The sequence below is a fragment of the Gordonia sp. DT219 genome, from assembly GCF_049847065.1.
Lineage (GTDB): Bacteria > Actinomycetota > Actinomycetes > Mycobacteriales > Mycobacteriaceae > Gordonia.
Window position 1 is genome coordinate 163500 of record NZ_JBNCNR010000006.1, and the last position, 13307, is coordinate 176806.

11 protein-coding genes are annotated in these 13307 nt (G+C 67.2%); 7 read left to right on the top strand and 4 right to left on the bottom strand.

Features of this window, described 5'->3' with window-relative positions; genetic code table 11:
- The 5 genes from nudC (at position 1) to ACPXB3_RS10610 (ending at position 4337) form a co-directional block, all read left to right on the top strand.
- Entirely contained in the window at positions 1-942 is a 942-nt protein-coding gene (gene nudC / locus ACPXB3_RS10590) for an NAD(+) diphosphatase (RefSeq protein ID WP_425704614.1), read from the top strand.
- A gap of 57 nt (positions 943-999) precedes the next feature.
- Positions 1000-1272 carry a mycoredoxin gene (locus tag ACPXB3_RS10595; protein ID WP_425704615.1) on the top strand — a complete coding sequence of 91 codons (273 nt, stop codon included), beginning with the start codon at positions 1000-1002 and terminating at the stop codon, positions 1270-1272.
- A 115-nt stretch (positions 1273-1387) separates the two neighbouring features.
- Positions 1388-3490, top strand: a complete 2103-nt coding sequence (locus ACPXB3_RS10600) for an ATP-dependent DNA helicase UvrD2 (RefSeq protein ID WP_425704662.1) — start codon at positions 1388-1390, stop codon at positions 3488-3490.
- A 135-nt stretch (positions 3491-3625) separates the two neighbouring features.
- Positions 3626-3868 (top strand): hypothetical protein, encoded by a 243-nt coding sequence (locus tag ACPXB3_RS10605; protein ID WP_425704616.1) that lies wholly within the window; start codon positions 3626-3628, stop codon positions 3866-3868.
- A 151-nt stretch (positions 3869-4019) separates the two neighbouring features.
- Positions 4020-4337, top strand: a complete 318-nt coding sequence (locus ACPXB3_RS10610; protein ID WP_425704617.1) for a WhiB family transcriptional regulator — start codon at positions 4020-4022, stop codon at positions 4335-4337.
- 104 nt (positions 4338-4441) lie between these two features.
- On the opposite strand, the gene ACPXB3_RS10615 is transcribed toward ACPXB3_RS10610, so the two are convergent.
- The 3 genes from ACPXB3_RS10615 to ACPXB3_RS10625 all read right to left on the bottom strand — a co-directional run bounded on the left by ACPXB3_RS10615 (position 4442) and on the right by ACPXB3_RS10625 (position 8282).
- Positions 4442-5755 carry an ABC1 kinase family protein gene (locus ACPXB3_RS10615; protein WP_425727551.1) on the bottom strand — a complete coding sequence of 438 codons (1314 nt, stop codon included), beginning with the start codon at positions 5753-5755 and terminating at the stop codon, positions 4442-4444.
- A 17-nt stretch (positions 5756-5772) separates the two neighbouring features.
- On the bottom strand, positions 5773-6747 hold the full coding sequence (locus ACPXB3_RS10620; protein WP_425727552.1) for a hypothetical protein: 975 nt from the start codon (positions 6745-6747) through the stop codon (positions 5773-5775).
- 74 nt (positions 6748-6821) lie between these two features.
- A complete protein-coding gene (locus ACPXB3_RS10625; protein ID WP_425727553.1) occupies positions 6822-8282 on the bottom strand; it encodes a zinc-dependent metalloprotease in 1461 nt (486 codons plus the stop codon).
- A 108-nt stretch (positions 8283-8390) separates the two neighbouring features.
- Here ACPXB3_RS10625 and ACPXB3_RS10630 point away from each other — a divergent pair, with 108 nt between their 5' ends.
- Positions 8391-9440 carry a YlbL family protein gene (locus ACPXB3_RS10630; protein ID WP_425704621.1) on the top strand — a complete coding sequence of 350 codons (1050 nt, stop codon included), beginning with the start codon at positions 8391-8393 and terminating at the stop codon, positions 9438-9440.
- 17 nt (positions 9441-9457) lie between these two features.
- Here ACPXB3_RS10630 and ACPXB3_RS10635 read toward each other — a convergent pair whose 3' ends face one another.
- Positions 9458-9985 carry a PPA1309 family protein gene (locus ACPXB3_RS10635; protein WP_425727554.1) on the bottom strand — a complete coding sequence of 176 codons (528 nt, stop codon included), beginning with the start codon at positions 9983-9985 and terminating at the stop codon, positions 9458-9460.
- 218 nt (positions 9986-10203) lie between these two features.
- Between ACPXB3_RS10635 and ACPXB3_RS10640 the strand changes: the two genes are divergently transcribed.
- The gene (locus ACPXB3_RS10640; protein WP_425727555.1) at positions 10204-13197 is read left to right on the top strand and encodes a UPF0182 family protein; all 2994 of its coding nucleotides are present in this window, start codon (positions 10204-10206) and stop codon (positions 13195-13197) included.
- Positions 13198-13307: the final 110 nt, after the last annotated feature.

Consider the following 13307-nt stretch of genomic DNA (forward strand, 5'->3'; position numbering starts at 1 on the left):
ATGGGTGCCTTCGTCTTCGACCAACCGCCGCTGCTGACCCAGGGCACCTTCGACCGCGCCGACGAGGTTCGCGACGATCCCGATCGCATGCGTTCGGGCTGGCCCAGCGCGAAGGTCCTGCAGATAGATCCGGCCGGACGATACCCGGTGACCGGGGAGCATGGCCTCGCGTGGCGGCCCGCGACCGAGATCGCCGACGAGCCGCCGGAGGACGCGGTCTTCCTCGCCCACATCGACACCGATCTCTGGGCGTTGCGCGTCGACGCGCTCGACGGCCGCACCGCCGATGCGCGCCGCGGCGCGGCCCGGCTCTCCGCCGATGAGGCCGGGCTGCTCGCCACCGCACTCGGAGTGCTGAATTGGCATGAGCGGGCGCGCTTCTCGCCGGTGGACGGTCGGCCGATGCGACCGGCGCGCGGCGGGTGGGTGCGGCGCCACGTCGACTCTGGTGCCGACGAGTTCCCGCGTACCGATCCGGCCATCATCACCGTCGTGCATGACGGTGCCGACCGGATCCTGCTCGGACGCCAGGCGGTGTGGCCGCAACGCTGGTACTCCACGCTCGCCGGCTTCGTCGAACCCGGGGAATCGTTGGAGCAGTGCGTGATCCGCGAGGTGCACGAAGAAGTCGGCATCACCGTGACCGGGCCGCAATACCTGGGCAGCCAGCCATGGCCGTTCCCGCGGTCGTTGATGCTCGGCTTCACCGCGCTCGGCGACCCGGACGAACCGCTGCGGTTCCTCGACGGCGAGATCGGTGACGCGCAATGGTTCCACCGCGACGAGATACTCGAGGCGCTCGCGAGCGGCGACGAATGGCAACGAGGCGACCCCGATCCGCACGACCCCGATCCGCGTGCGCCCGGGCCGCGTCTGCTGCTGCCGGGAACCATCTCGATCGCACACGCCCTGATCACCGGCTGGGCGCACGCCCCCGCGTAGGCCCGATGGAACACCCCGTCATGGAACACCGCACCGGTCGATGCTGTTACCCCACCCATGAGTGACGCATCCGCGAACGAGACGAACCCAGCCGACCAGCTGACCATGTACACGACGAGTTGGTGCGGCTTCTGCGCACGACTGAAGACCGGTCTGCGCAGCGCTGGAATCGGGTGGGACGAGATCGACATCGAGACGAATCCAGAGGCCGCAGAGTTCGTCGGCAGCGTCAACGGCGGCAACCACGTGGTTCCCACCGTGCGCTATGCCGACGGCACCACCGCCACCAATCCGAGCATCGCCGACGTCCGGTCGAAGCTCGGCGTCTGACGTCGGCCGCGCAGCCGCGGACCGCGCCGCACTGTGGAGCGCGGCGACGCCGATGTCATAGGCGGCTGACATAGTGGAACGCGTGCCGCAACGTTCTGCCCGATCCGCTCTCGAGGTGTCGGACGCCCCGCCGCACCACCGTGGCGGCGTCCTCGACGGCCTCGATCCCGAGCAGCGTGAGGCGGTGCTCGCGCCACGCGGCCCGGTGTGCGTGCTCGCCGGCGCCGGCACCGGTAAAACCCGCACCATCACCCGCCGGATCGCGCACCTCATCGATACCGGGCAGGTCAATCCGTCGCAGGTGCTGGCGGTCACCTTCACCGCCCGGGCGGCGGGGGAGATGCGTACCCGCTTGCGGTCGTTGGGAATCGGCGTGTCCGGGCCGTCGGTATCGGCGCAGACCTTCCACGCCGCGTCACTGCGGCAGTTGCGGTTCTTCTGGCCGCGGGTGTTCGGCAACGCGTCCTGGGAACTGCTGGACAACAAGTTCCCGCTGATGGCCCGCGCCGCCCGCCGATCCGGGCTGAGTACGTCCACCGACACCGTGCGCGACCTGCTCTCGGAGATCGAATGGGCCAAGGCCTCGCTCATCGGCGCCGAAGGTTATGTGCAGGCGGCAGAGCAGCTGATGCGCGAGACGCCGACGGCGCCGGAAAAGGTCGCGGAGGTGTATGCGGCCTACGAGGACTCGAAGGTGTCCCCAGAAGGCGACCGGCTCCTCGACTTCGACGACCTGCTCATCTACATGACGGAGATGATTCGCGTCGAACCCGCTGTGGCCGAAGAGTTCCGGTCCCGGTACCGCTGTTTCGTCGTCGACGAGTACCAGGATGTCACGCCGGTCCAGCAGGGCCTGCTCGACGCGTGGCTCGGTGAGCGCGACGATCTGACCGTCGTCGGCGACGCCAACCAGACGATCTACACCTTCACCGGCGCCAAGGCCGACCATCTGCTCGACTTTCCGCGGCGCTTCCCCGAGGCCACCCTGGTGCGGCTGGTCCGCGACTACCGGTCGACCCCGCAGGTGGTCGGCCTGGCCAACCGGGTCATCGGGGCCGCGCACGGACGCATCGCAGGCACGAGACTCGAACTCGTCGGCCAGCGGCCGGCGGGCCCACAACCCCGCTTCGTCGACTACCCCGACGAGCCGGCCGAGGCGGCCGCCGTCGCCAAGCGGATCAAGCGGCTGATCAACGATGGCGTGGCGCCGTCGGAGATCGCGATCCTCTATCGCGTGAACGCGCAGTCGGAGAACCACGAGCAGGCGCTCACCGAGGAGGGCATCGCCTATCAGGTACGCGGCGGTGAGGCATTCTTCACACGCACCGAGGTACGACAGGCCATGCGCCGGCTCGAGGCGGTGGCCGAGCGCGGGCTGCGCGAGGACGTCGACGTTCCGACCGCGGTCACCGCGGTGCTGCGTGAACTCGGTCTCGACGACGAGGAGCCGTCGGGTGCGCAGGCCAAGGCGCGGTGGCAATCGTTGCGTGCCCTGGTCGATCTGGCGCACGACATGGTCACCGAGACCCCGGATCTGACGCTGACGCAGTTGGTCGGCGAGTTGCGCACCCGGTCGCAGTCCCGGCACCCACCGACGGTGCAGGGGGTGACCCTGTCGTCGCTGCACGCGGCCAAGGGCCTCGAATGGGACGCGGTCTTCCTGGTCGGACTCACCGACGGATCGTTGCCGATCAGCCAGGCCATCAAGGGATCGCCCGAAGCGATCGAAGAGGAGCGGCGTCTGTTCTACGTCGGCATCACCAGGGCCCGCGAACATCTGCAGATATCCTGGGCCGCGGCACGCAACGAGGGTGGCCGATCCCGTCGGCGGTCGCGCTTCCTGTCGGGACTCATCCCGGACGATTCACCGGCCGCACGCGTGGCCCCCCAGCGCACCCCGCGACGCGGCCCGACCTGCCGGGTCTGCGGGTCGCGGCTCATCGACTCGACCGCGACACTGCTCGGCCGATGCGCCACCTGCCCGTCCGATCTCGACGAAGATCTGCTGGTCGCGTTGAAGGAGTGGCGACGCGAACGCGCCGACACCAAGAAGGTGCCTGCGTTCGTCGTGTTCTCCGACAAGACGCTGCTGGCCATCGCCGAGCAGCGCCCCACCGATCCGGCCGGTTTGGTGTCGATCTCGGGGATCGGGGCCGCCAAACTCGACGAGTACGGCGCCGACGTCATCGAGCTCGTCAAAAACGCAGGTCAAAAATAGGTTGTGCGATTCCGGCGGCCGCATTTAGGCTGTTATACGCATCAGCACGGGGATAGCATCTGCATGGGACGGTCGAGTGCCGCCACGGCAACGGCTGTCGACCGTAAGCACGTGAGACCAGAAAGGAGCGGATCAGTGAACGGAATCATTCTCGGCGCCGACAAGTCGGCAGCAGTGATCGGCAGCGGCATGACCATGTGCTCGCAGCCCGTCGCCCGTCGTGACCGCTTCTGGCCGGACGCGAGCGCCCATGCCGCCGCTCATCACGCCGCCGCGCCGGCGCAGCCCGCCGGCCGACCGGCTCGGGCACTGACGGCAGTAGCCGCAGCACGAGCCGACAAGCGGTTCCCCGTGCATCACCACCGATTCAGACGCTGACCGCGTCGGAACGACGGCCACGGGCGAATCGCGCAAGCGAACCCGTGGCCTTTTCTGGTTGACCACCCACCCGTCGCATCGACGCGGGACAGGGATCCACCGGGGGCTCGGGTCGAGAACATCCGAAATCCGAGTAGAGGTGGAGACAACAATGACGACCGAGTGCGTTCTCGAATCCTGTATGTCCGCCGATCGCATCGACGCGGTCGGCGTTGCGCCCGTCCCGGCCGCGGGGCAGGCCGAATTGCCCTGCCAGCTCGCCGACGCCGATCTGTGGTTCGCCGAGGATCCCCGTGACCTCGAGCGCGCCAAGGTGATGTGCGCCGACTGCCCGTTGCGGCAGGCCTGCCTGAGGGCGGCGATCGAACGCGGTGAGCCGTGGGGCGTATGGGGCGGCGAGATCTTCGAGCGCGGTGCCGTGGTGGCACGCAAGCGGCCGCGTGGCCGTCCGCGCAAGAATGCCGCCTGAGCGAACCGGCCGTTCCCGTCACGAAAGTGGCTCGGGGACGGCCGGTTTCGTCATCAGACCGACCGGCCATCGCGTCGCAGCCGACGCACCCCACTCGCTTCGGTTCAGGCCAGGCCCGGTACCCATTTCTCCATGATCGACCGATACGGCGCCTCGGCGTCGAGTTGCGCGGCGATGCCCACACAGCCGGCGAGAACCCGGAAGACCATCACGTACTGCTTGGGCACATTGAGGTGGCGCGACGTCTTGTACACGTCACCGCGCACATCGGTCGCATGACCGGCGGCGCGCTGCAACCACTTTCGGCTGAAATGGAAGGACTCGGTGTAGAGCGGGTCGACATAGGGCCGCAAATACGCCTGCAGGTCGGTCGGGCTGACCTTGTCCACCTGAGAGCGCAGGATGAATCCCGCAGCGACCAGGTGCTCTTTGAGTTCGTCGTACTGCTTGTCGCGCGCGAGGCGCAGGATCGGACCCGTCTCGGGTGGTAGACCGTTCGGGTAGTGGCCGACGGCACCGAAGTCCAATGCGCCGAACCGTCCGTCGTCGGTGATGAAGAAATTGCCCGGGTGTGGATCGCCGTGCAGCAATCCGACGCGGAACGGTGAGGAGACCTCGAACTCCGACATGAGCGCGGCCGCACGATCGCGCGTGGCCTTGTCGCCGGTGGTGATGACCTTCGACAGCGGCGTACCCACGAGCCACTCGGAGACGATGACCTTCGGTGAGCTCGCCACGACCCTGGGGACCACGAACTTCGGGTCGTCGGCGAAGGCCTTCGCGAACGCGCGCTGGTTGTCGGCCTCGCCGAGGTAGTCCAGTTCTGCCTCGGTGCGATCGATGAGTTCGTCCATCATCGATTTGACGTCGGTGCCGGGGGAGAGCTTCTGGATCAGGCTCGACATGCGCGAGAGGGTCTTCAGGTCGGCCTTGAGGGCGTGATCGGCTCCCGGGTACTGGATCTTGACCGCGACGTCGCGGCCGTCGGACCACACCGCCCGGTGTACCTGGCCGATACTCGCGGCGGCGGCCGGCTCGTCGGAGAACTCCCGGAAACGGGAACGCCACGTGGTGCCGAGCTGCTGGTCGAGGACCCGATGTACCTTCGGCGCCGACAGCGGCGGCGCCTCGGCCTGCAGCTTGGTGAGAGCTTCCCGGAACGGCTCCCCGAGCTCGTCGGGGATGGCCGCCTCCATGATGGACATGGCCTGGCCGACCTTCATGGCCCCGCCCTTGAGTTCACCGAGAACTGCGAACAACTGGTCGGCGGCCTTCTCCAGCAGCTCTTGGTTGACCTCGTCCTTGTCCCGGCCGGCCATCCGCTTGCCGAACCCGGCAGCGGCGCGTCCGGCCATGCCGATGGGCAGCGAGACGAGTTTGGCGTTACGGCGACCTTGCCCCCGTGTGATGTCGGTCATGGCTTCCTTTCGCCTCCTCAGGATAGAGGACGGGCAGGCGGGTGCCCGGGCCGCGCCCGCTGCGGCACCGTGACCTCGTGGCATCCGCAGAGCGGATGCGGCAACCAGGTCGTGCTCTCGAGACGCGACGGCTGCGGGCGGAGTTCGAGAACCCGGTTCACCAAATGCGGAGGCCCGACGGTGCCGTCCTCGGCCAAGGCGTCGGCCAGGTGCTCGACCTGGTCATGGGTGAGAGCGGCAGTGGCCCGGGCAATCGAGGTGGACGCGTGGCCGGTGGCTCCGACGAGTTGGGCGGCCAGCACCGGCCACGCCGAATCCCGATCGGCACGGTGCCGGTCGGCGCAATCGAGACAACTCGAGAGGCCGGGCAGCACGAGCGGCCCGATGAGACCGGCTCCGTCGCGCAGCCGCACCTGCAGATGGGGTGTGCGTGTCCGCATCAACCGTTCGACCATCCACGGTTCGTGGACGAGATGGTCGGCCAGTATGACGAGATTGGGTATGGCCAAAGGCGATACGGCAGCCGCATTCGCCGGCACCATCGGCCGGCGCGCGCTGCGCGTGACGCCGAACCCGGCGTCGGTCAACGACGACATCAGCAGGGCGGTGAGCGGGCCGGTGCCGTGTACCCGGATCCGCAGGGTCGAGGTCCGGGAGCCCGGAGCCGGGCGTAGCGCCTTCCCGGCGGCGACGAGCCGGTCGAGGATGGTGTCGAGATCGGCACGGGTCAGTCCGGTGTCGACGAGGTCGGAGAAGATCTCGGTTCGGGTTCGCGGTGTACGCAGAGAACCGAGCAATGCTGCCACCGCACGACCGGATACCCGAGCCGGCAGTTCGAGTACGAGTGCAGTGTGCGGGTCCGCCCCGATGTGTATCCGATTGTCCGGACGGATCAGCACGGCCGTGCCATCGACGAGGACGGGAAGTGCGGTGCCGGCGGGCACGGACGCCCGCCGCGAAGGGGGATACGGTGTCGCGGCCGCCGCTGTCATGCGATCACCTTGCCATCGACCGGCGTCGATCGGCCGCCGCCGACGCAGTTATCCACAGGCAGGGACCGACTTGCTCAGCGGGTCGCCGGACCGCCCTCGTCGTCGCCCTTGTCGGGGCCGGCCGGGTCATCGGTGGGGTCGGTGGCATCGGTATCGGTGGCATCGGCATCGGCGGCCAGGGACCTCTCGAGTTCGGCGATCGCCGAGTCGAGCTCCGAGGTGCCGCCGATCATCCGATCGATGAACGATGCCGGGGCGTCGAGATCATTTCCGTCGGGAAGCAGATCCGGGTGCTCCCAGACCTTGTCGCGAGTGGCGACATCGGAGGCCTGCAACAGCGACAGCCACAGCGCCGAGGACTCACGCAGCTTGCGGGGCCGCAGTTCCAGACCGACGAAGGTCGCAAAGGTCTGTTCGGCCGGCCCGCCGCTGGCACGGCGGCGGCGCATCGTCTCGGTCAATGCCGCCGTACTGGGGATTCGATCGGAAAGTGCTTGGGTGACAACATTTTCCACCCAGCCTTCGATGAGGGCGAGCAACGTTTCGAGGCGCTCGAGGGCGGCCTTCTGCTCGGGCGTGGTGGTCGGCTCGAAGGACGCCGAGGAGCTGATCAGTTCCTCGAGTTTCGACGGGTCGGAGAACAGCTCGGTGGGATCGATCCCGGCGGTGGCGTCGGTGATGCCGGAGAAGTCGACACTGATCCCGCGCGCATACTCCTCGACGGTGGCGAGCAGCCGCTGGCGCAGCCACGGCACGTGGGTGAACAGCCGCACGTGCGCTGCCTCCCGGGCGGCGAGGAACACGATGATCTCCTGCGCGGGCAGATCCAGTCCGTCGGCGAAGGTGGCGATGGCCTCGGGCAGCAGTACCCCGACGCCCTCGGGAGCGAGTGGCAGGCCGATGTCGGTGGAGGTCAGGACCTCCTTGGCCAGCTGGCCGAGACCCTGTCCGAGCTGGGTCCCGAAGGCCATACCGCTCATCTGGGTCATCATGCCCATCATCGGGCCGGCGAACTGCGCGGCCTCGGGTGGCAGATTCTGCTCCCAGGTCTTCGCAAGTTGTGCGGCAACCGGATTGCACAGTCCCTTCCAAGTGGGCATCGTCTCGTCGAGCCACTGCACCGGCGTCCACGCGATCGGTTTGCTGATGCCCGCGGGCAGGGTGGTGACGTCGTCGAGCCACACCTCGGCGAGACGGACCGCGTCGGCCACCGCCGCGGTCTCCTTGCCGAGGACCGGGGTGAAGTTGCCGATCTGCTGGCGAGCCAGCTTCGCGGCGAGGTCATAGTTCACCGGGCCGCCGGCGGCGGGGCCCGACATCGACGACCCCATCCCGCTGAACATGTTGCCCAGCTGACTGAACATCTGGCCCAGCGCCGAGGGATCGAGTCCGGCGGACGGGTCGAAGCCCTCGCCGCCGAGCGCGAAGCCGAACGGATTCTGCGAGCCGCCTGCGCCACCCTTACCGGCGCCGGTGTCCTCGTCCTTGCCGTCGTCATCACCGGAAGACGAGAAACCGAAGGGCAAATCAGTCATGTCTCCACGGTACCGTCAGCGAGGCGCGCCCACCCCCTCGACGATTTCGCCTTGAGCGTAGGCCGCACCGGGCGATTTCCTGTCGGGCGATGTCCTAGGGTGGTCGGAATGAAGGGGACCTCCTCACGCCGCGTTCTGACCGTGGCAGTCACCGTGCTGGTCCTGCTGGTGCTCGTCGTCGTGGGCACCACGGTGCAGGTGCCCTTCGTGGCGCTGGGCCCGGGCCCGACCGTGAACACCCTGGGCAACATCGAACTCGACAATCGCGAGCTGCCCGTCGTCGACATCAGCGGCGCCCCCACCCAGCACACCGACGGTCACCTCAACCTGACGACGGTCTCGGTGACCGACGGGTTGTCGCTGTTCCAGGCGATCGGGATGTGGATGTCGGGAACCTATTCGGTGCAGCCACGCGAGACCGTGTTTCCGCCGAACCAGTCCACCGAGGAGACCCAGCAGCAAAACGTCGAGGATATGAGCAACTCCGAGAGCACCGCGCAGGCGGCGGCGCTGCGGTATCTCAATCGGCCCACCGAGCTCGTGGCCGAACTGGTGGCCAAGGACGGACCGGCCGCGTCGGTGCTGAAGTCCGGCGACGTGATCGTGCGGGTCGGCGGCACCGCGGTGGCCACCTCCGAGGACCTGCAGAAGGTGGTGCGGGCGCACAAGCCGGGCGACGAGATCCCCTTCGAGATCCGACGCGACGGCATCACCCGGATGGTGGCGATCAAGGCGGCTGCGCGGCCGGGCGAACGGTCCGTCGCCTACATCGGCGTCACCCCCGAGGTGCGCAACGCCGATCCGAACCTGAAGATCACCTTCAACGTCGGTGACATCGGCGGCCCGTCGGCCGGCTTGATGCTGACGCTGGCCGTGATCGATCGCCTCGGAACCACGCAGTTGACCCATGGCAAGTTCATCGCCGGTACCGGCACCATTGCCGACGACGGCGAGGTCGGGCCCATCGGTGGCATCACCCACAAGACCCGGGCCGCACGCGACGCCGGTGCGACGGTGTTCCTCGTGCCCGACCAGAACTGCACCGAGGCGGCTTCCGATGCGCCGGACGGACTGACGCTGGTCAAGGTGGAGTCGCTGACGTCCGCGCTCGATGCGCTCGGCGCCATCGGCGCAGGCAAGCCGGCACCCCACTGCTGAGAGCGGCTCGCCGGAGCTCAGTCCTCGAGTGCGGCGCTCAGGGCGTCCTGCAGATCCGACGCGAGGTCGGGGTGGGTGCGCAACTCCCGGGCCTCGTCCGGACTCTCGGGGACCAGCTCGAGCAGCGCCAGGCGCGGCCCGCCGCGCAGCGCGCCGACCGCGAGCCGGGCCGCACGGCGCTCGGGTTGCTGCTCGGGCGGCAGGTCCGGTTGTGAGCCCGGCGGCAGCACCACGATGTCGAGGACCACTGCGGCGCCGACCACCGACTCCGGCCACGATGCGGTCGCCAGGAACTCCTCGAGCGCGGCATACGGTTCGGTGCCGGGCCCACGGCCGGACCCGGGTAGCGCTTCCTCGGCGAGCAGGCTCAGCACCGAGTCGTCGTCGGGTGCCACGAGCTCGGGATGCATCTGTGCCAGCACAGGTGTCGGGACCAGGGCGAACACCGTGGGCGTCTGATCGGGTCCGTCGGGGACGAGGAAGTCGAGAGCCTCGCGCAGCGTGCGGCCGAGATCGTCGGGGGAGTAGCGATTGGCGTGCGGCATCGTTGTTCATCATGCCCGGCCGTCGGGGGGGACCGCAGGCGAGTGGTCGGGAACTCGGCGACCGCCCGCCTGCGTTGGTGCCTTGACGGGGTTGCCCCGGCGCCGGTGATGGCGTCGGTGTGCCGCAGTGCCCAGTACAGTGGGGCCACGTCGCCTGCGGCCGCGAACGAGCGGTCGCAGGCGCATGTCCGAATTGAGAACTTTGGAGAGTGGGACAGGTGGGCGTACGCGGGCCGGCAGGATTGCCGACACTGTCGCGCAGGAGCAAGATCATCATCGGCATCGCGGTGGCGTTGCTGGTCATCTTGCTGGTCGGGCCACGGATCGTCGGTCTGATCACCGACTGGTTGTGGTTTTCCGACCTCGGATATTCCGAGGTGTTCTCCACGATCTTGTGGACGCGCATCCTGCTGTTCCTGATCGTCGGCGTGATCGTCGGCGCGATCATCTACGGCGCGATCGCGCTGGCCTATCGATCCCGGCCGGTGTTTGTCCCCGCATCCGGTCCGGGCGACCCACTCGCGCGTTACCGGGCCGCGGTGATGGGGCGTATCCGCTGGTTTGCGATCGTTCCGCCGGTCCTCGTCGGCGTGATCTCCGGGCTGGTCGCCCAGGGATCGTGGGCCACCGTGCAGACCTTCTTGCACAGCACCGACTTCGGGGTGACCGACCCGCAGTTCGGCCTCGACATCTCCTTCTATGCGTTCCGGTTGCCGTTCGTCACATTCATCCTCAACTTCCTCTTCGTCGTCGTCGTCATCGCGTTCGTGGGGAGTCTGATCACCCACTACATCTTCGGTGGCATCCGGCTCGGCGGGGGTAGCGGTTCGCTGACCAACTCGGCCCGTATCCAACTGGCCGCGCTGGCCGGGATCTTCTTGTTGCTCAAGGCGACCGCCTACTGGTTCGACCGGTACAGCCTGCTCTCGAGCGATCGTAAACAGGAGATCTTCTCCGGTGCCAGCTACACCGACATCAATGCGGTACTGCCCTCGAAGCTGATCCTGATGGCGATCGCGATCATCTGCGCGCTGGCGTTCTTCGCCGGTGTGGTGCTCAAGGATCTGCGGATCCCGGCGATCGCCACTGTGCTGATGCTCTTGGCCGCGCTGGTCATGGGTGTGGGCTGGCCGCTGACGATGGAGCAGTTCTCGGTCAAGCCCAATGCCGCGCAGAAGGAATCGGAGTACATCAAACGCAACATCGCGGCGACGACGCAGGCGTACGGCATCGTCGCCGACCGCAACGTGGACTACCAGACCGACTGGGGTGCCACGGCGCCGAGCGCGGAGGCGGTGAACTCCGACGAGCCGACGCTGTCGAATATCCGCATCCTCGACCCGAACGTCATCGGACCCACGTTCAATCAGCGCCAGTTCCTGAAGAACTTCTACGGATTCCCCTCGCAACTGGCGATCGACCGATACAAGGTCGACGGCCAAGAGCGCGACTACATCGTCGCGGTGCGTGAACTCGATCCCACCAAATATGGTGATCAGCAGCAGAACTGGCTCAACAAGCACACCGTCTACACCCACGGCAACGGGTTCGTCGCCGCACCGGCCAATCAGGTCGACGAGGCCTCCGGTGACGCCACGTCGGGCAGTGACCGTGGCGGCCTGCCCGTCTTCAACGTCAGCGACCTGCAGACCATCCGCAACCCCGACTACCAGAAGACCGCGCCGATCAAGGTGACCCAGCCGCGGATCTACTTCGGTGAGTTGATCGCCAATGTCTCGCCCGACTATTCGATCGTCGGCGGCACCGGTGGCCCCCGCGAATACGACGAGGACGGCCGTCAATACACCTACACCGCCGACTCCGGTGTGTCGCTGAGCAATTGGTTCACGCGCGCGATGTATGCGGTGAAGTACACCGACCGCAACTTCCTGCTCTCCGATGCCATCAACAGCAATTCACGAATCCTCTACAACCGGGATCCGCGCGACCGCGTCAAGCAGGTTGCGCCGTGGCTGACCGTCGATTCCAAGGCATATCCCGCGGTGATGGCCGACGGATCGATCAAATGGATCGTCGACGGGTACACCACCCTCGACAACTACCCGTATTCGCAGCGCACCTCACTGCAGGATGCGACGACGGACGCGCAGGATCTGATCAACAATCAGGCGCAGCGCAGTCAGGCGAACAAACAGATCTCCTATGTCCGCAACTCGGTGAAGGCGACCGTCGACGCCTATACCGGCAAGGTCACGCTCTATCAGTTCGACAAGAATGATCCGGTCCTCAAGACCTGGATGAAGGTGTTCCCGGGGACGGTGCAACCGCGGTCGGAATTCGACAAGAAGACCGATCTCGCCGCGCACGTCCGCTACCCCGAGGACCTGTTCAAGATCCAGCGTGAGCTGCTCGCGAAGTATCACGTGACCGATCCGACGGCGTTCTTCCAGAACAACAACTTCTGGTCGGTGCCCCCGGACCCGAGCAACGAGGACAACGCCAGCCGTCAGTTGAATCAGCCGCCGTACTACTTCACCGCGCGCAATCCGCGCGAGAGCAGCGGCACCGATTCGCAGTTCCAGTTGACGACGGTGTACACCGGCTTCCGCGAAAAGAACCTCGCCGCCTATATGACGGTGTCGTCGGATCCCGGCAGCTACGGGCAGATCACGGTGAAGGTGCTGCCGGCCGACCGGCAGTCCGGCGTCGGCCCGCAGCAGGCCCAGGACAACATGAACAACTACGGCGCCGTGCTCGGTGACCGAAAACAGTTGGAGGGCACCACCCGGGTCACCTACGGCAACCTGTTGACGCTGCCGGTCGGTGGTGGTGGCATCCTCTACGTCCAGCCGCTGTACACGCAGACCAACAACGGCGGCGGCGTGCCCAAGCTGCATCGGGTGTTGATGTACTACAACGCGGCGGCCGGCAACCCGAAGGTCGGTTATGCCGCCACGACGGCCGAGGCGCTCGCGCAGATCGGGATCAGTCCGGCCGACGCGACGTCGCCGCTCAACGGCGAACCCAGCGCCCCGCAGGCGGGCGCCGATCAACCGGCGCCGGCTCCGCAGCCGAATCAGCCGTCCACACCGAGCAATCCGCAGCGCGACGCGGCCGTGAATGCGATCGGTGACGCGCTCAACAAGCTCAAGCAGGCGCAGTCCAATGGCGACTTCACCGCCTACGGTCAGGCGCTCGATCAGCTCAACAAGGCGGTTCAGCAGTACCAGGCCGCCGGCGGTGGTAGCTGACGTCCTGAGCTCGAATGTGGTTGGGGCCACACGGGTTTGCGACCTGCAGGAGCGGTGCGGAAGCCGATTTGCATCCGCGACGAACCACCCTGTAACGTGGTGTTCACCAA

Coding starts and splice junctions, on each gene's coding strand:
- ACPXB3_RS10620 (WP_425727552.1), bottom strand. CDS start 6,747: ATGACAGCGGCGGCCGCGACACCGTATCCCCCTTCGCGGCGGGCGTCC.
- ACPXB3_RS10635 (WP_425727554.1), bottom strand. CDS start 9,985: ATGCCGCACGCCAATCGCTACTCCCCCGACGATCTCGGCCGCACGCTG.
- ACPXB3_RS10595 (WP_425704615.1), top strand. CDS start 1,000: ATGAGTGACGCATCCGCGAACGAGACGAACCCAGCCGACCAGCTGACC.
- ACPXB3_RS10630 (WP_425704621.1), top strand. CDS start 8,391: ATGAAGGGGACCTCCTCACGCCGCGTTCTGACCGTGGCAGTCACCGTG.
- ACPXB3_RS10610 (WP_425704617.1), top strand. CDS start 4,020: ATGACGACCGAGTGCGTTCTCGAATCCTGTATGTCCGCCGATCGCATC.
- nudC (WP_425704614.1), top strand. CDS start 1: ATGGGTGCCTTCGTCTTCGACCAACCGCCGCTGCTGACCCAGGGCACC.
- ACPXB3_RS10625 (WP_425727553.1), bottom strand. CDS start 8,282: ATGACTGATTTGCCCTTCGGTTTCTCGTCTTCCGGTGATGACGACGGC.
- ACPXB3_RS10615 (WP_425727551.1), bottom strand. CDS start 5,755: ATGACCGACATCACACGGGGGCAAGGTCGCCGTAACGCCAAACTCGTC.